The sequence below is a fragment of the Streptomyces sp. NPDC088785 genome (assembly GCF_044750685.1).
In the GTDB taxonomy this organism is placed as follows: domain Bacteria; phylum Actinomycetota; class Actinomycetes; order Streptomycetales; family Streptomycetaceae; genus Streptomyces.
In genome coordinates this window covers 520598-536815 of the sequence record NZ_JBIVKH010000002.1, presented here as the reverse complement: position 1 = coordinate 536815, position 16218 = coordinate 520598, and the positions used below count along the sequence as shown (strand labels likewise).

Genomic DNA, 16218 nt, shown 5'->3' with positions numbered 1-16218 from the left:
ACGGTACTGGTGACCCATTAGTCGGTCGCCCTCACCTCTGGAGTGCCATGTCCACCACCGCACAGCCCTCGGCCACGGCCGCCGGTACCGGCCCCGAGCGGCACGAGCAGGGCCAACAGCGCGCCCGGCGGCCGAAGTTGGTCCTCGCCGTGCTGCTCGTCGCCCAGTTCATGCTGGCCGTCGACTTCTCGATCCTGAACGTGGCGCTGCCCGCGATCGGCGACGGGCTCGGGTTCTCGCTGGCGGATCTCCAGTGGATCGCCACGGCGTTCGCGCTGTCCGCCGCCGGGTTCACCCTCTTCTTCGGGCGGATCGGCGACCTGGTTGGACGCAAGAGGATCTTCATCGGGAGTCTCGCGCTGCTCGGGCTGTCGTCCCTGGTCGGCGGGCTCGCCGTCAGTCCCGGGGTGCTGCTCGCCGCCCGGGTCGCCCAGGGGCTGGCCACGGCCGCCGCGACGCCGGCGGGGCTGTCGCTGCTGACGACCTCGTTCGCCGAAGGGCCGCTGCGGCAGCGGGCCCTGGGGATCAACGGCGCGCTGATGTCGGCCGGTTTCACGACCGGCGCCGTCCTCGGCGGCGTCCTCACCGACCTGCTCTCCTGGCGCTGGGCGTTCTTCGTCAACGTGCCCGTCGCGCTCGCCGTCGTCCTGGTCGCCCCGAGCGTCATCAAGGAGTCCCGGCCCGCCGTCCGCCCGCGCCTCGACCTGCCCGGCGCGCTCACCGTCACCCTCGGCCTGCTCGGGCTCGTCTACGGGCTGACGCAGGCCGGCGAGTTCGGCTGGACGCACCCCCACGCGCTGCTCGGGCTCGGCGCCGGCGCCGTGTTCCTGGCCGCCTTCTTCCTGGTCGAACGGAAGGTCTCCGCACCCCTCGTGCCGCTGCGCACGCTCCGGCGGCCCACCGTGGCCTGGGGCAACGTGGCCGGTCTGCTCGCCTTCGTCACCGAGACCTCGCTCGTCTACCTGCTCACCCTGTACTTGCAGAAGACGCTCGGCTTCTCCCCGCTCGAAGCCGGGATCACGTTCGGCGTCCTGGGCCTGGGCACCGTCGCCGGCGGTCTGGCCGCCCCCAGGGTGATCGCGCGGACGTCGACGCTGACGGCCCTGGTCGCGGGCGGACTCGTCCAGGCGGTGTTCACCGCCGCGCTGCTCCTCCTCGGCACGACGGCCGGCGGCTCCCTCGCCCTGCTGCTGCCCGCCACCTTCTTCGGCGGCGTCGGCAACATGCTCGTCATCGTCGGCTTCATGGTCACCGCCACCAGCGGACTCCCCGACGCCGAACAGGGCCTGGCCACCGGGCTCGCGGCCATGTCCCAGCAGGTCGGCATCACCCTGGGCACGCCCGTCATGTCCGCCGTCGTCACGGCGTCGACGGCCGGCGCGGCCACCGCCTCCGCCGTCCACCACGGGGTGACCGTCGCCCTCGCGGTCAACGCCGCCCTGGTCCTCCTCGGCGTCGTCCTCGCGGCCCTCTTCCTCCGCGACCGCCGGGCCCCGGGCACTTCCCGGCAGGCATGAAATAGACAAAACACTTAAACTCGGGCACGTCGCACACGCTGAAGCAGCCTCGGAGGAGTGCCCCATGAGCAACCTGTTCGTCGTCGCGTACAACGACCTCGCCACCGCCAACCAGGTCCGCGACAAGATCCTGTCGATGACCCGTGAGCACCTGGTCGAGCTGGAGGACATCGTCGTCGTCGAGCGGCGGGAGAGCGACGGGAAGATCAAGCTGCACCAGGCCGTGAACCACACGGTGACCGGGGCCGCGGGCGGCGCCCTGTGGGGCGGGGTGATCGGGATGCTGTTCCTGGTGCCGTTCGTGGGCGCCGCCGTGGGCGCCGCCGCCGGGGCCGCCGGCGGCGCCGTCACGGACACCGGGATCAACGACGACTTCATGCGGGAACTGAGCCAGAACCTGAGGCCGGGCGCCGCCGCCGTGTTCGCGCTGGTGAAGCAGGCCGCCCAGGACAAGGTCGTCCCGGAACTCGCGGCGTTCGGCGGTCAGTTGGTGCAGACCTCGCTCAGCACCGAGGAAGAGGAGGCGCTGCGCGAGATGGCGCAGGGCGCCCAGCGGAAGGCCCGGGAGCAGGCGGCCCAGGGGCAGCAGGCACAAGGGCAGGGGCAGCAGGTTCAGGAGCAGCAGGTTCAGGAGCAGCAGGTTCAGGAGCCTTCGGCGGCGGAGCAGCAGCCGGTCCCGCGGGGCTGAGCCCTCGGGCCCGGGCTCCGGCGGTCACTGGAACGGCAGGTCGTTCGGGTGCTCCGTGATCTGCCGGGCCACGTCGGCCACCTTGCGCCGGTGGGAGCGCGCGTACCGGCGCAGCCGCTCGAACGCCTCGTCCAGCGGGACGTCGCGGCGGGCCGCGACGATGCCCTTGGCCTGTTCGACGACGATCCGGCTGGACAGCGCGTGCTCCAACTGGTCCGCCAGGACGCGGCTCTCGAACACCTCGTGCTGGAGCGAGAGGGTGTGCGCGGCGGCGTCGGCGAAGAGGCGGGCCAGGGTCAGGGCGCGCTCGTCGAGGCGCCGCCCGCGGGCGTCGAACAGGACGAGGGCGCCGGTCGGCCCCTCCTTGGCGGGCAGCGGCAGCGCGGTGACCCGGCCGTGGCCCAGGGCCGTGGCGCGCGCGGCCCAGCGCGGCCAGCGCACGTGCGCGACCGGTGTGCCCAGGTCCACGTCGATGAGGGCGCAGCCGGTCGTCCGCGCGTCGTGGCCCGGCCCCTCGCGCCAGCCGGTGGCGTCGTCCTCCAGGCCGCGCAGGGCGCGGACCGTGCCCTCCGTCCGCGTGGTGCGGCCGACGGCGGAGAGGTGGTGCACGCTCGCGCCCCGGGCTCCGAACAGCCTGCGGCCGCCGTCCACCAGGGCGGTCAGGAGCGGCTGCGTGTCGAGCGGATCGCGGGCCGCCTCGCCCGTCAAGCGGGCGAAGATCGACGCGAGTTCCTGCCCCTCCGGTGCCATGGTGACGAACCCCCCTCAGCCGATTTTGAGTTGCCGGTCGACGATATCCCTCGCCACGTCGCCGATGGGCCGCCCGTCGGCGAACGCCCGTGCTTTGACCAGTTCCAGCGCGTCGTTCACGGAGCAGCGGAGCTGGACGGCGACGACCCCCGCTGCCTGGTGGACCACGGCCCGGTAGTCGATACCGCCGAACAGGACGGGGGCGGTGTCGCCGCCGAGCAGCACGCTGCGGGTCAGGGCGTCGGCGATCCGGCTGAAAAGGACCGTCGACGCGGTGTCCGGGCTCGGGTCGAAGACCGCGAGGGCGCCGACGCACTCGCCGGGTGCCTCCAGCGGGACGGCCACCACGTGCCCGACGCCGAGCGCGGCGACGGCCGGGCCGTACCCGGGCCAGCGGCGGCCGAGCGCGGCGGCGTCCGCCTCGACCGGCGCGCGCTCGCGCACCGCGTCCTGCGCCGGGCCCTCCCCCAGGACGAACTCCAGGTCCTGCGCGTCGCGGGAGGGCCGGTCGGACGAGGCGGTCGCCACCTGCCTGCGGTCGGCGTCGACGAGGGTCACGGCGACGCTGGGGGTGCCGCACGCCTCCGCGACACCCGTCATGAACAGCGGCGGCGGCCCGCCCCCGCGCACCCACTGACCGGCCCGGCGGGCGTGCGACTCCAGCAGCTCCGCGGCCACCTGATGGCGGACGGCGGTGCTCCGGTGCAGCTCGGCGAGGCGCCGGAACGTGGCGCCGGCGGAGCCTGCCGACAGTGACTCGTACCCCTCCGCCAGCAGCAGCGCCCGCTCGGCGCGCTCACGCGCCCTGACCGCGCGCCGGCGGGCCAGCGCGGCCTGACCGGGCGAATCGCCGTCGAGGTCCATGCCGTCAGCGTACGCCTCAGGACCGGTCCGCATCCGGATCACGGACTTCTTCCATCAGGAGGACGACGCCCCCGCGGTGGCCGTCGAAGGGGCTGCAATGGACGAGGCAGTTCATGCTGCGTCCCAAGCGGTTGACGGCGGCGATCCGTACGGGGACGGCGCGCTTGCGGGCCTTCACGCACTCCTCGACCGTGGCCCGCAGCGTCTGGGTGGGCAGCCCGAACTCCAGGCCGAAGAAGGGCTCGTCGACCACTTCGTCCTGGCGCAGGCCCCACAGGTCGGCGGCGCCGCGGTTCCAGCTCTTGACCTTGAGGTCCTTGTCGAGGACGACGACGGCGGCCGCGATGGAGGTGAGGACGCCCTCCAGGAAGGCGCGGGCCTCGTCCAGCTCCTCGCTGCGGATCCGCATCTCCTCGTTCATGGTCTCCAGTTCCTCGTTGCCGGACTGGAGTTCCTCGTTGGTCGTCTCCAACTCCTCGTTGGTGGACTGGAGTTCCTCGTTGGTGGTCTCCAGTTCCTCGATGGAGGACTGGAGTTCCTCGTTGGTCGTCTCCAGTTCCTCGTTCGTGGACTGGAGTTCCTCGTAGGCCGTCTCCAGGTCCTCGCGCACGCGCTTGATCTCGGCCTTGAGCCGGGTGGTGACGGTGACGTCGGTGAACGTGATGCTGGTGGCGGCGGGCTGTCCGTTGGCGCTGGCGACCAGCGGCTGGACCAGGATGTCCAGGAACTGGACCTCGTCGCCGAGCCTGCGCTCCACCCCGTTGACCCGCAGGGTGCGGCGCTCGTGCGTCGCCTGGTCGATCAGGGAGCGCAGTTCGACCGGCCGGTAGGAGATCTCCAGGTCCTGGAAGGGGCGGCCGATGTCGTTGGCCGTGAGCCCGAACTGGACGCGGGCGTGGTTGTTGACGAGGACGACGATGCCCTCGGCGTCGACGGCGAGGGCGGCGCCGGGCGAGGCGTCGAGGATCATGTCGCGCAGCTGCCGGGTGCGCGCGACGTTCTGCGGCTCGCCGCTGCCGCTGACCCGCAGCTTCAGCGGGGCGGGCTGGTAGGGCGTGGCGGCGGTGCCGTGCCGGCGGCGGAAGATGCGCTGGCGCATGCTGACGACGTCGAACCGGTCGGCGTCGTTGAGCAGCATCTCGGCCTTGCCGAGGAAGAGGAAGGCGTTCTCGCGCAGGGCGAAGTGGAACCGGTCGATGATCTGGATCTGCGCCTCCACGTTGAAGTACATCAGCGTGTTGCGGCACACCAGCAGGTCGAGCCGGGAGATCGGGGCGTCGCGGGTGATGTCGTGGCGGCCGAAGATGACCCGGCGCCGCAGGTCGGAGCGGAAGCTGAACTGCGAGCCGTTCTGCTCGAAGTACTTCTCGCGCAGTTCGGCGGGGAGCGGCTCCAGGGACCGGGCCGGGTAGAGGCCGGAGCGGGCGTCGCGCAGCGCCTCGTCGTCGACGTCGGTGCCGTAGATCTTCACCCGGTTGAGGGCCTCCTCGATGCCGAGGATCTCCGCGAACATGATCGCCAGCGAGTACGCCTCCTCACCGCTGGAGCAGCCCGCGCTCCACACCCTGATCTCCTCCTCGGGGGCGATCGAGGCGAGGAGTTCGGGGACCACCTCGCTCTGGAGGAAGGTCCAGGCGTCGGTGTCGCGGAAGATCGACGTGACGTTGATGAGGATGGTGTTGAACAGCGCGCCGAACTCGTCGGCGTTCGTCTCCAGCTGGTCCCGGTAGTCGGCGTACGAGGCGATGCCGACGTCGGCCATGCGCTTGCGGATGCGACGGCCCAGGGAGGAGCGCTTGTACCCGGTGAAATCGAAACCTCGGGCGTCCCGCAGGAAGCCGAGCAGCTCTTCCAGCTCCTCGTCCGTCTCCGCGTCGCGGGGTGCCTGGCTCATCGTCGCCTACCTACTGTCTTCACCTGTCGGCCAGTCCGCGGATGACCGCGGGGATCTCCTCCAGAGGTAGCACGAGGTCGACCGATCCCGTGTCCACCGCCGCCTCCGGCATGCCCCCGAACTGGGCCGTCGCCGAATCCTGGGCGATCACCGTACCGCCCCGGCTCTTCACGGCGTCCACGCCCGTCGCCCCGTCGCGGCCGGTGCCGGTCAGGACGACGGCGACGGCACGGGCGCCGTAGGCCTCGGCTACGGATTCGAACAGCAGGTCGGCGCAGGGGCGCAGGAAGTGCACCGGTTCGCTCCGGGACAGGGTGAGCGTCCCGTCGGCGCCGACGAGGAGGTGCCGGTCGGGCGGCGCGAGATGGACGGTGCCGGGGCGGACCGTGTCGCCCTCCTCGGCGAGCTTGACCTCCAGGCCGGTGCGGCGGTCCAGGATGCCGGCGAGGACGGTGCGGTGGTGGGGGTCCAGGTGCTGGACGACGAGGACCGGAAGGGGGAAGTCCGCGTCCAGGCCGGACAGCAGCACGGTCAGGCCGTGGACCCCGCCGGCCGAGGTGGCGACGGCGACGACCGCGAAGCCGTCGGGCGGACGGTGCTCGGGCTGCGACACGTCGCCCAGCCTAACGCCCCCGGCGTGCCGCGAGCGGGTGTCAGCGGCCCTGGTCGGCGCTCAGCACCCCGTCGGCGACGGCCCGGCGCAGGGCGGTGTGGTCGCGGGCGGTCTGGTCGGCGTAGCGCAGGGCGAAGGCGGCGACGGCGCGGTCGAAGGTGTCCGCGCCGCCGAGATAGGCGGCGATGGCGATGCGGTCGCCGGAGCGGGCGTGGGCCCGGGCCAGGGCGGTGCCGCAGAGGCGGGCGTAGGCGAGGAGTTCGTCCGGGGGCATGCCCGCGACGTCCGCGGAGCCCTTCATGTCGCGCAGTTGCCGCCAGTAGAAGGCGCGGCCCTGCGGTCCGCTCATCCAGCCGAGGAAGATGTCGCCCGCGGCCTGCATGAGGCGCTGTCCGGAGACGACGCGGTGGCCGGGGTGGAGGGGGGCGCCGGCCTGGGGGACGTACTCCTCCAGGACGGACCGGGTCGCCTCCTTGATCTGGAGGAACAGCGGGTCGTCGGCGTCCCGGCCGGCGAGCAGGACGACGAAGCAGCGGGTGCCGACGCTGCCGACGCCGACCACCTTGCGGGCGGCGTCCACGAAGCGGTAGCGGTCGAGGAGGCGGCGGCGCTCCTCGGCGAGGGTGGAGCGGTAGTCGCCGAACATCTTGCGGATCGCGGCGGCGTCGGAGACGCCCGCCGGTTCGAGCAGCGGCGGGTCGTGGCGGATGCGGCGGCGCCCGTCGGGGGTGGTCTCGGTGAGTTTGGCGAGGGCGTGCAGGCTGGTGCGCCGGGTGGCCTGGGCGAGGGTGTGTTCGACGCGGGTCCGGTGGCGGGCGGAGCGGACCAGGGGCAGCAGGTCGTGGGCGTCTATTCGCTCGTACCAGACGGCCAGCTCGCCGAGGCCGGCCAGCCGCCGCATGGTGGTGCGGTACGCGCTCACGCCCGCCCGGGCGGCCCCGTGGGCCCGCTTGTCGCCGTGGCCGTTGTCGCGGGCGGCGACGGCGACGGAGGCCGCGAGCCGTTTGACGTCCCACTCGAAGGGGCCGGGGCAGGTCTCGTCGAAGTCGTTCAGGTCGAACAGCAGGGCGCGCTCGGGCGAGGCGAACAGGCCGAAGTTCAGCAGGTGCGCGTCGCCGCAGAGCTGGACGGTGAGGCCGGTGTGGGTGCCGGTCGCGAGGTCGGCGGCCATCACGGCGGCGGCGCCCCGCAGGAACGCGAAGGGGCTCGCCGCCATCCGCCCGTACCGGAGGGGCAGCAGGTCGGCGAGGCGGTCGGCGCCCTGGCGCTCCAGGACGACGACGGGGTCGGGGCGGTCGGCCGACGGGATCCAGGGGCCGTGCGAGGAGCGGGGGGCGTGCCTGCGGGCCCGTCTGCCGTGCGCGGCGCGTTCGTCGGGGCTGCTCATGGCGTGCGCGCCCCGCCGGTCAGTGCCGCAGCGCGCGGGCCACGTCGGCGCTCACGTCGCCGTCGAGGGAGCGGTTGGAGCGGGCGGTGGCCTTCTTCGACGTGCCGGCGCCGACGTCGTCGACGCTGACCACGACGGTGTCGAGGAGGTTGCCGCCCTTGTCGCGGAAGGCGACCTGGACGACGTACGACTTGCTGGACGACTGGCCGTTGTCGACGGTGACCTGGACCGTGGCGCGGCCGTCGTCGCTGCGCACGTCGCCGAGCTTCACGTCGCCCTTGGCGTCGACGCCGCCCTTGATCTCGTCGAGCTTCCGGCTCGCCTCGGCGGTCGCGGAGGCGACCGCGTCGGCGCCGCGGGAGGCGGCCGACGAGGCGACGGACGCGGCCTTCGACGCCGCGTCGGAGGGGCTGGTGTCGCTGTCGGAGCAGCCGGCCGCGGCGAGGGCCAGCGCCGCCGCGGCCACCGCCATGCCCGTCGCCCGTACGCCGCTTCGCCTGTCCGCCGTCCCGAACATCCCGAACACCTCCGCTCGACCGCTGCTCCGCCTGGTCGAACCAGTCAACGGCGGCGGACGGCCCGCCCGCATGCCGGGTACGGCAAACGGGTGGCCGCTGCGCGAGGATGGCCGACCATGGGCCCTACGACAACGGCGGCGGCGGCGACGGCGGCGACGGCGGCGACGGTGCGGCACATCGGCGACGAGGAGCGGCGGGGGCGGCTGGCCCGCGCGCAGCTGCTCTCCCCCGCGCACCGGGCGGCGACGCCCCTGGAGGTGGCGCGGTCCCTGGTGGCGCTGCACGGCACGGACCCGGCGACGGTGTACCTGGCGGTCGGGGCGCGGCTCGCCGACGCGTCGGGGACGGTCGGCCGGGTGGAGGCGGCGCTGTACGAGGAGCGGTCGCTGGTGCGGATGCACGGGATGCGGCACACGGTGTTCGTGTTCCCCTCGGAGCTGGCCGCGACGGTGCACGCCTCGACGGGGCTCGCGGTGGCGGCGAAGGCGCGGGCCGGGCTGCTCAAGGACATGGTCGGCGGCAGCGACGGGCGGCTCACGCCCGAGTGGCTGGCGGAGGTGGAGGCGTCGGCGCTGGCCGCGCTGGAGCGGCGCGGGCAGGCCACGGTCGTCGAACTGAGCGCCGACGAGCCGCGGTTGACGGAGCGGTTCACGTACGGGCGGGGCCGCGGCTCCGAGGCCACGCACACCGTCTCGTCGCGGCTGATGCGGGTGCTGGGGGTCGAGGGGCGGGTGGTGCGGGGGCGGCCGCTCGGGTCGTGGACCTCGACGCGATTCCGCTGGGCGGTGGCGCCGCCGCACCCCGAACTGCCGGTCGCCGAGGCCCGGTCGGAGCTGTTGGGGCGCTGGCTGCGGGCGTGCGGGCCCGCCACGGAGGCGGATCTGAAGTGGTGGACGGGGTGGAAGGTGACGGAGGTGCGGGCGGCGCTCGCCGCGGTGGGGGCGGTCGTGGTGTCGCTGGACGGCGGCGGCACCGGGTACGTCCTCGCGGACGACGTGGCGGCGCCGGGCGGGGCGCCCGAGCCGTGGGCGGCGCTGCTGCCCGCGCTCGATCCGACGGCCATGGGGTGGCGGGAGCGGGACTGGTACTGCCCGCCCGAGGTGCGCTCCGCGCTCTTCGACGGGAGCGGGAACATCGGGCCGACCGTGTGGTGGGACGGGCGGATCGTGGGGGGCTGGGCGCAGCGGGGTGCCGCGGGTGAGGTGGTGTGGCGGCTGCTGGACGGGGCGGGGGGCGGTGGGGCCGCGCGGGCCGTGGCGGAGGAGGCCGCGCGGGTCACTGCGTGGCTGGGCGGGACCCGGGTGACTCCGCGTTTCCGGACGCCTCTGGAGCGGGAGCTCTCCGAGTGATCTGGAGGCGGGGGTGAGGGGGTCGCCGGGCGCGGGCCGCTTCTCGCGCCTGATCGGTCGCTTCCCGACCGACCGCCGGTGGCCTCTTCTCGCGCCGTTCCCCGCGCCCCCAGGGCGAGCTCCGCTCGACCGGTGGCTCCCAGACACCTGATCGGCCGCCCACCCGACCGACCGCCGGTGGCCGCTTCTCGCGCCGTTCCCCGCGCCCCCAGGGCGAGCTCCGCTCGACCGGCGGCACCCAGACACCCGATCGGCCGCCCACCCGACCGACCCCCGGTGGCCGCTTCTCGCGCCGTTCCCCGCGCCCCCGGAACGAGCTCCGCTCGACCGGTGGCTCCCAGACACCCGATCGGCCGCCATCCGACCGACCCCCGGTGGCCGCTTCTCGCGCCGTTCCCCGCGGCCCCAGGGCGAGCTCCGCTCGACCGGCGGCACCCATCCACCCGATCGGCCGCCGGTGGCCGCTTCTCGCGCCCCCGGGGCGGTGGCTCTCGTCGGCGTGCGTGGGGTCGGCCGGCCGGTCGTGCGGGGTGGGACCGCACGGCCGGACGGGCGAGGGGAGGTCAGCGGCTGTAGCGCATCAGGGCGCGGACCATGTGGCACGTCGTGTCGGACGGCGGGTGGATGCCGACGAGGTCGGCGGTGGCGCGGATCCTTCGGTTGTGGGCCTGCTGGGGGAGGTAGACACCGGAGTCGAGCAGGGCGATCGCCAGGCGCATGGCCTTGAGCCGACGGTTGTGCGTGATGTACCAGTCGCGGGGCTGCCCCGCGGGGAGCGCCTTCCTGGCCAGTGGTGTGTACGGAAGATCGATCAGCATGGGTGCGGCAGCGGGCACGGGCATCCTCCTGACGCGCATTCTCAAGAGCCCCCGAAGCTCTCGAACACTGCTTCTATTCTACTGCCCGCCACTGACAAAAGCCGCTGGCCAGAAGGGGGTTGCGGGGGCCTCTCGCGCACCGCTGGCCCCAGAGGGACCCGCCCCGGAACGGCCCGCCCGGGGCGCCGCCGCGCGGGCGGTCGCGGTAACACGGGGTTCACGGACGGGCAATGGTCGGGAAATCGCCCGTTGACATGCTTCCGGCCGGAAAGAGACCCGCTCCCGGAGGATGTGGCCCGTGACGTTCAAGGCTGAGTACATCTGGATCGACGGCACCGAGCCGACGGCCAAGCTTCGTTCGAAGACGAAGATAATCGCCGGTACTCCGGACGGCCTGGCCACGCTGCCGATCTGGGGCTTCGACGGGTCGAGCACCAATCAGGCCGAGGGCCACGCGTCGGACCGCGTGCTCCGGCCGGTCGCCGTGTACCCGGACCCGATCCGCGGCGGCGACGACGTCCTCGTCATGTGCGAGGTCCTGGACATCGACATGACCCCGCACGAGTCCAACACCCGTGCCGCGCTCGCCGCCGTCGAGGCCCGGTTCGGCACGCAGGAGCCGATCTTCGGCATCGAGCAGGAGTACACCTTCTTCGAGGGCGACCGCCCGCTCGGCTTCCCGGTCGGCGGCTTCCCGGCCGCGCAGGGCGGCTACTACTGCGGCGTCGGCACCGACGAGATCCACGGCCGCGACGTCGTCGAGGCCCACCTCGACAACTGCCTGAAGGCCGGTCTCGGCATCTCCGGCATCAACGCCGAGGTCATGCCCGGCCAGTGGGAGTTCCAGGTCGGCCCGCTCGCCCCGCTGGAGGTCTCCGACCAGCTGTGGGTGGCCCGCTGGCTGCTCTACCGCACCGCCGAGGACTTCAAGGTCTCCGCGACCCTCGACCCCAAGCCGGTCAAGGGCGACTGGAACGGCGCGGGCGCGCACACCAACTTCTCCACCAGGGCCATGCGCGAGGGCTACGACGCGATCATCACCGCGTGCGAGTCGCTGGGCGAGGGTTCCAAGCCGATGGACCACGTCAAGCACTACGGCGCCGGCATCGACGACCGCCTCACCGGCCTGCACGAGACCGCCCCGTGGAACGAGTACTCGTACGGCGTCTCCGACCGCGGCGCGTCGGTCCGCATCCCGTGGCAGGTCGAGCAGGACGGCAAGGGCTACATCGAGGACCGTCGTCCCAACGCCAACGTCGACCCGTACGTCGTGACCCGGCTCCTCGTCGACACCTGCTGCTCCGCGCTGGAGAAGGCCGGACAGGTCTGAGGAACGGCTGAGTTTCGGCCATGAAGCGCTTGAGGGCGCCCGCGTCTTGTGCGGGCGCCCTCTCCTTCGCGTACTCCATCTGCTTCAATACGGGTATGGCCAGCTTCCAGAACCTCAGCGCACGGGGTCGTCGTCACGACCTCGAGCCGTTCTGGCCTTCCCGCCAGCACCACGACTTCGACCGGGTGTGTTGCCGCGCGTGAACGCGCAGGCCCTCTAAAGCCGCCGCTCCTCCGCGTGAGCGGGACGGCCTTCGGTCCGCGCGCATGACGTACGTCCTCCCTGACGGCTTCTCGCGCGAAGGTTGACCACTCATGGCTCACGCCCGCTCTCTCTCCGTTGCCCCCTCCCCCGCCCGCACCCGGCTGCGCGCCGTCGGCAGCGACGAGGTCGACCGGCTGGTCGACGTCTCGGAGTTCCTGCCGCCGGGCGCCACCCTGCTGCCCGCGCCGCCGCACACCCTGCCGTCGCTGCCGGGCAACCCGCCGATGATCGGCTACCTGGTCCTCGTACCGGCCGACCAGCAGCCGCTGCTGCCGGCCCGGCCCGCCGTCGCGGAGCGCGCCCCGGCCCCGGCCGGCGGCGACGACCTCATCGGCATCGACAACACCGAGCGCACCGCCAGCGTCGACGGGCGGCAACTGGACCTGACCTACCTGGAGTTCGAGCTCCTGGCGCATCTCGTCGCGCACCCGCACCGGGTGCACTCGCGCGATCAGCTGGTCACCACGGTGTGGGGCTACGGGCATGTCGGCGACGGCCGCACCGTGGACGTGCACGTCGCCCGGCTGCGCCGCAAGCTGGGCGCCGAGCACCGCAAGGCGATCCAGACGGTGCGCCGGGTCGGCTACAAGTACGCGCCGCCCGCCGCCCGCTGAGCCCGGACCGTCCCGGGGGTGGTGCCCGCACCACCCCCGGGACGGGGGCCCGCACCACTGCCCCGGACGGTCCCGGCGGCCCACACTGGGGGGACGGCGGGTCGGACGGCGGAGCGGGACGGGGTGCGGGGATGGGTGCGCGGGTACGCGGCGCGGTCGCGGCGGGGGTGCGGAGCCTGGGGCTCGCGGCGGCCGGGCTCGCCGGGTCGATCGCGCTGTTCGTGCTGTCGGTCGTGTCGATCGCCCTCGTCGCGGCGGGCGTCGGGGCGCTCACCACGCCCTGGGTCCTCGGCCTGGTCAGACACTGGGCGAACGGGCGGCGGCTGGTCGCCGCCGAGTGGTGCGGGGTCCGGATCCCGGCGGCGTACCGGCCCTTCCCCGACGACGTGCGCGGCGGGGTCGTGGGACAGCTGGAGCGGTGCCGGCTGCTGCTCGGCGATCCGGCGACCTGGCGGGACCTGCGCTGGCTGCTCGTCGACATGACCGCCGGGTTCGTGACGGCGCTGCTGCCCGCGGCCCTGGTCCTCTACCCGCTGGAGGGCTACGCGCTCGCGGCCGGGCTGTGGCGGGTCTTCACGGACGGCTCCGAGGTCGGCTGGTGGTACGGGTTCGTGCCCATCGGCGGCCAGGGGACGGCGCTGCTCGCGGGCGTCCTGGCGACCGCGCTCCTCGCCACGGGTCTGTACACCGCGCCCGCGCTGCTGCGGGCGCACTTCCTCCTGACCCGGGCGGTGCTGGCCCCCGCGGACGGCGAACTGGCCGAGCGTGTCCGGGTGTTGACGCGGACCCGGCGGGAGGCCGTGGACACCTCCGCGGCCGAACTGCGCCGCATCGAGCGGGACCTGCACGACGGGGCGCAGGCCAGGCTGGTCGCCATGGGCATGGACCTGGGGACCGTCGAGGCGCTGGTCGAGAAGGACCCGGCGCGCGCGAAGGAGCTGCTGGCGAGGGCCCGGCAGTCGTCCGCCGACGCGCTCACCGAGCTGCGCGACCTGGTGCGCGGCATCCATCCGCCGGTGCTCGCCGAGCGGGGACTCGGCGACGCCGTCCGGTCGCTCGCGCTGCGGCTGCCCGTCGCGACGGAGGTGGCGCTCGCGCGGACCGGGCGGGCCGAGGCGCCCGTGGAGGCGGCCGCGTACTTCGCGGTCAGCGAGGTGCTGACGAACGCGGTGAAGCACGCGGACGCGGACCGGATCTGGGTCGACATCGGCCACGCGGACGGCCGGCTGCGGATCACGGTCACCGACGACGGCCGGGGCGGGGCGGCGCCGCGGGCGGGCGGCGGGCTGGACGGGGTGGAGCGCCGGCTCGCTACATTCGACGGTGTCCTCGCCGTCAGCTCTCCCGCCGGCGGTCCGACCATGGTGACCATGGAGATCCCTTGCGTGTTGTCCTAGCCGAAGACCTGTTCCTGCTGCGGGACGGGCTCGTGCGGATGCTGGAGGCGTACGGCTTCGAGATCGTGGCCGCCGTGGAGAGCGGACCCGAACTCACCCGGGCGCTCGCGGAGTCGGCGCCGGACGTCGCGGTCGTCGACGTGCGGCTGCCGCCCTCGCACACCGACGAGGGGTTGCAGTGCGCGCTCGCCGCGCGCCGGGCGCGGCCCGGACTGCCGGTGCTCGTACTGTCCCAGCACGTGGAGCAGTTGTACGCGCGCGAGCTGCTGGCGGACGGCAACGGCGGGGTGGGATACCTGCTGAAGGACCGGGTGTTCGACGCCGAGCAGTTCGTGGACGCGGTGCGGCGGGTCGCCGCCGGCGGCACGGCGATGGACCCGCAGGTGATCCAGCAGCTGCTGGCCCGCCGGTCGGTGCGGGAGCCGCTGGGCGGGCTGACGCCGCGCGAGAGGGAGGTGCTGGAGCTGATGGCCCAGGGCCGGTCGAACGCGGCGATCGCGGCCCAGCTCGTCGTCACCGAGCGCGCCGTCGCCAAGCACACCTCCAACATCTTCGCCAAGCTGGGCCTCGCGGTCTCCGACGACGACAACCGGCGGGTGCTGGCCGTCCTGGCCTATCTGGACGGCGCCCCCTAGGCAAAATCAGGGGAGCGCGTTGAACGGGGGCGACGGGCGGTGCGTACGTAGACCCATGGGACGCACCTCACGGAAAAGGCGCTCGTCGCTGACGACGCGGATGACCATGGCGTCGGCCGCACTGCTCCTGGGCGGAGGTGGGCTGGTCGCGGTGAACGTGCACGCGCAGGCCCACGAGGAGGACTCCGCGGACACCGGGCGGCAGGGCGGCGGCGCCGTGGCGAAGACGACCACCATCGACTGCCCGGACGTCGGCACCGCGCTGCCCGACGTGCCGGGCGGCGCCCGCGGCCGGGTCGACGGCGAACTGGCCGCCATGGACACCCAGATCACCCGGGCCTACCAGCGCCTCGCCCGCAACCGGGACACCGCCGCCCAGGACCCCGGCTGGGTCCGGGACAGCGTCCTGGGCCCGCTGAAGGCGAAGCGGGGCGCCGCCCTCGACCGGATCGGGCAGGACATCCGGCGCTCGGGCGGCAGCGCGCCGCGACGGCTCGGCGACCTGGCGCCGTGCACCCAGCGCGCCACGGACGACGACGGCGCCGACTCCCCCGCACCGGCCACCCCGGCCCCCTCGGCGCCGTCGGCCCCCTCGGCACCGTCGGCCCCCTCAGCACCGTCAGGCTCCTCCGCACCGCCGCAGGGCGGCGCGGCCGTCGGCGGCCCGGTGGCCGCCGACTTCCAGGACATCACCACGGTCCGGCCGAACGTCCAGCGGCCCCGCGCCGGCCGCTCCGCGTCGACCGGCACCTTCACCAGCGCGTGCGGCACCAATGCAGGCAAGCTCCGCAACAGCGACAACGTGATCGTCGCGCCCGGCGTCACCAACGGCGCCCACCACATGCACGACTACGTCGGCAACCAGAGCAACGACGCCTTCGCGACCAACGACACCTTCGCGGGCGCCGCCACCAGCTGCCGCGACCAGGACGACCGCTCGACGTACTACTGGCCGGTGCTGCGCGTGCAGGACGGCACGCGGGAGGCCGACGCGGACCGGGACGGCGGCGGCAAGGAGGGCAACATCGGCAGGATCCTGCCCGTGCGGTCGGCGGGCATCACGTTCGTCGGCAGCCCGCGCGGCAAGGTCGCCGCGATGCCGAGGTTCCTGCGGATCATCACCGGTGACGCCAAGGCGTTCACCAACGGCACGGCGAACGCCAACGCGCACTGGAGCTGCACCGGCTTCGAGAACCGGCAGCTGACCGACAAGTACCCGATCTGCCCGCGCGGCAGCAAGGTGGTGCGCAGCTTCAGGTTCCAGAGCTGCTGGAACGGCCGCGACACCGACAGCGCCAACCACCGCACGCACGTGGCGTTCGCCGACGCGCGGGGCGCCTGCCCGGCCGGCTTCACGGCGATCCCGCAGCTGACCATGCGGCTCGTCTACGACGTGCCCGCGCCGCGCGTCGCGAACGGCCGGGTGACGAACGCGTACGCGGTCGACGGCTTCCCCGAGCAGCTGCACAAGCCGGTCACCGACCACGACGACTTCATCAACGTCTTCTCCGACCGGTTGATGCGGCGGGCGACAGACTGCATCAACCGCGGCAACCGGTGCACCTGACCGGCCGCCGCGC

At 73.7% G+C, this 16218-nt stretch carries 15 protein-coding genes; 8 read left to right on the top strand and 7 right to left on the bottom strand.

The window, feature by feature from the left end; genetic code table 11:
• Positions 1–47: 47 nt before the first annotated feature.
• Together ACIP5K_RS08060 and ACIP5K_RS08055 are read left to right on the top strand one after the other, a co-directional pair.
• Complete coding sequence (locus ACIP5K_RS08060; protein WP_401406527.1) at positions 48–1517, top strand: MFS transporter; 1470 nt, start codon at positions 48–50, stop codon at positions 1515–1517.
• Between the two features lie 64 nt (positions 1518–1581).
• Positions 1582–2205 (top strand): DUF1269 domain-containing protein, encoded by a 624-nt coding sequence (locus ACIP5K_RS08055; protein ID WP_401406524.1) that lies wholly within the window; start codon positions 1582–1584, stop codon positions 2203–2205.
• 24 nt (positions 2206–2229) lie between these two features.
• Here ACIP5K_RS08055 and ACIP5K_RS08050 read toward each other — a convergent pair whose 3' ends face one another.
• From ACIP5K_RS08050 to ACIP5K_RS08025, 6 genes are read right to left on the bottom strand one after another with little or no spacing between them, the layout of a single operon-like run.
• Positions 2230–2955, bottom strand: coding sequence for a GAF and ANTAR domain-containing protein (locus ACIP5K_RS08050; protein ID WP_401406521.1), 726 nt, complete (start codon positions 2953–2955; stop codon positions 2230–2232).
• Between the two features lie 15 nt (positions 2956–2970).
• On the bottom strand, positions 2971–3819 hold the full coding sequence (locus ACIP5K_RS08045; RefSeq protein ID WP_401406518.1) for a GAF and ANTAR domain-containing protein: 849 nt from the start codon (positions 3817–3819) through the stop codon (positions 2971–2973).
• Positions 3820–3835: 16 nt separating this feature from the next.
• The gene (locus ACIP5K_RS08040; RefSeq protein WP_401406515.1) at positions 3836–5713 is read right to left on the bottom strand and encodes a CheR family methyltransferase; all 1878 of its coding nucleotides are present in this window, start codon (positions 5711–5713) and stop codon (positions 3836–3838) included.
• Positions 5714–5732: 19 nt separating this feature from the next.
• Positions 5733–6326 (bottom strand): chemotaxis protein CheB, encoded by a 594-nt coding sequence (locus ACIP5K_RS08035; RefSeq protein WP_401406512.1) that lies wholly within the window; start codon positions 6324–6326, stop codon positions 5733–5735.
• Positions 6327–6366: 40 nt separating this feature from the next.
• On the bottom strand, positions 6367–7713 hold the full coding sequence (locus ACIP5K_RS08030; RefSeq protein WP_401406509.1) for a DUF2252 domain-containing protein: 1347 nt from the start codon (positions 7711–7713) through the stop codon (positions 6367–6369).
• Between the two features lie 19 nt (positions 7714–7732).
• Positions 7733–8230 carry a hypothetical protein gene (locus tag ACIP5K_RS08025; protein ID WP_401406506.1) on the bottom strand — a complete coding sequence of 166 codons (498 nt, stop codon included), beginning with the start codon at positions 8228–8230 and terminating at the stop codon, positions 7733–7735.
• Between the two features lie 117 nt (positions 8231–8347).
• On the opposite strand from ACIP5K_RS08025, the gene ACIP5K_RS08020 reads away from it, so the two are divergent.
• Positions 8348–9580 carry a winged helix DNA-binding domain-containing protein gene (locus ACIP5K_RS08020; RefSeq protein ID WP_401406503.1) on the top strand — a complete coding sequence of 411 codons (1233 nt, stop codon included), beginning with the start codon at positions 8348–8350 and terminating at the stop codon, positions 9578–9580.
• Between the two features lie 563 nt (positions 9581–10143).
• Here ACIP5K_RS08020 and ACIP5K_RS08015 read toward each other — a convergent pair.
• Positions 10144–10422: a hypothetical protein gene (locus tag ACIP5K_RS08015; protein WP_401406500.1), complete on the bottom strand. Its 279-nt coding sequence runs from the start codon at positions 10420–10422 to the stop codon at positions 10144–10146.
• A gap of 274 nt (positions 10423–10696) precedes the next feature.
• On the opposite strand from ACIP5K_RS08015, the gene glnII reads away from it, so the two are divergent.
• The 5 genes from glnII to ACIP5K_RS07990 all read left to right on the top strand — a co-directional run bounded on the left by glnII (position 10697) and on the right by ACIP5K_RS07990 (position 16205).
• On the top strand, positions 10697–11728 hold the full coding sequence (gene glnII / locus ACIP5K_RS08010; protein ID WP_401406497.1) for a glutamine synthetase: 1032 nt from the start codon (positions 10697–10699) through the stop codon (positions 11726–11728).
• Positions 11729–12042: 314 nt separating this feature from the next.
• Positions 12043–12606, top strand: coding sequence for a winged helix-turn-helix domain-containing protein (locus ACIP5K_RS08005; RefSeq protein ID WP_401406494.1), 564 nt, complete (start codon positions 12043–12045; stop codon positions 12604–12606).
• Between the two features lie 131 nt (positions 12607–12737).
• Positions 12738–14003, top strand: coding sequence for a sensor histidine kinase (locus tag ACIP5K_RS08000; RefSeq protein ID WP_401406491.1), 1266 nt, complete (start codon positions 12738–12740; stop codon positions 14001–14003).
• On the top strand, positions 13988–14638 hold the full coding sequence (locus ACIP5K_RS07995; protein WP_401406488.1) for a LuxR C-terminal-related transcriptional regulator: 651 nt from the start codon (positions 13988–13990) through the stop codon (positions 14636–14638). The genes ACIP5K_RS08000 and ACIP5K_RS07995 overlap by 16 nt, the downstream gene beginning before the upstream one ends.
• A 100-nt stretch (positions 14639–14738) precedes the next feature.
• Positions 14739–16205 (top strand): DUF1996 domain-containing protein, encoded by a 1467-nt coding sequence (locus ACIP5K_RS07990; RefSeq protein ID WP_401407542.1) that lies wholly within the window; start codon positions 14739–14741, stop codon positions 16203–16205.
• The last annotated feature ends 13 nt before the right edge of the window (positions 16206–16218 follow it).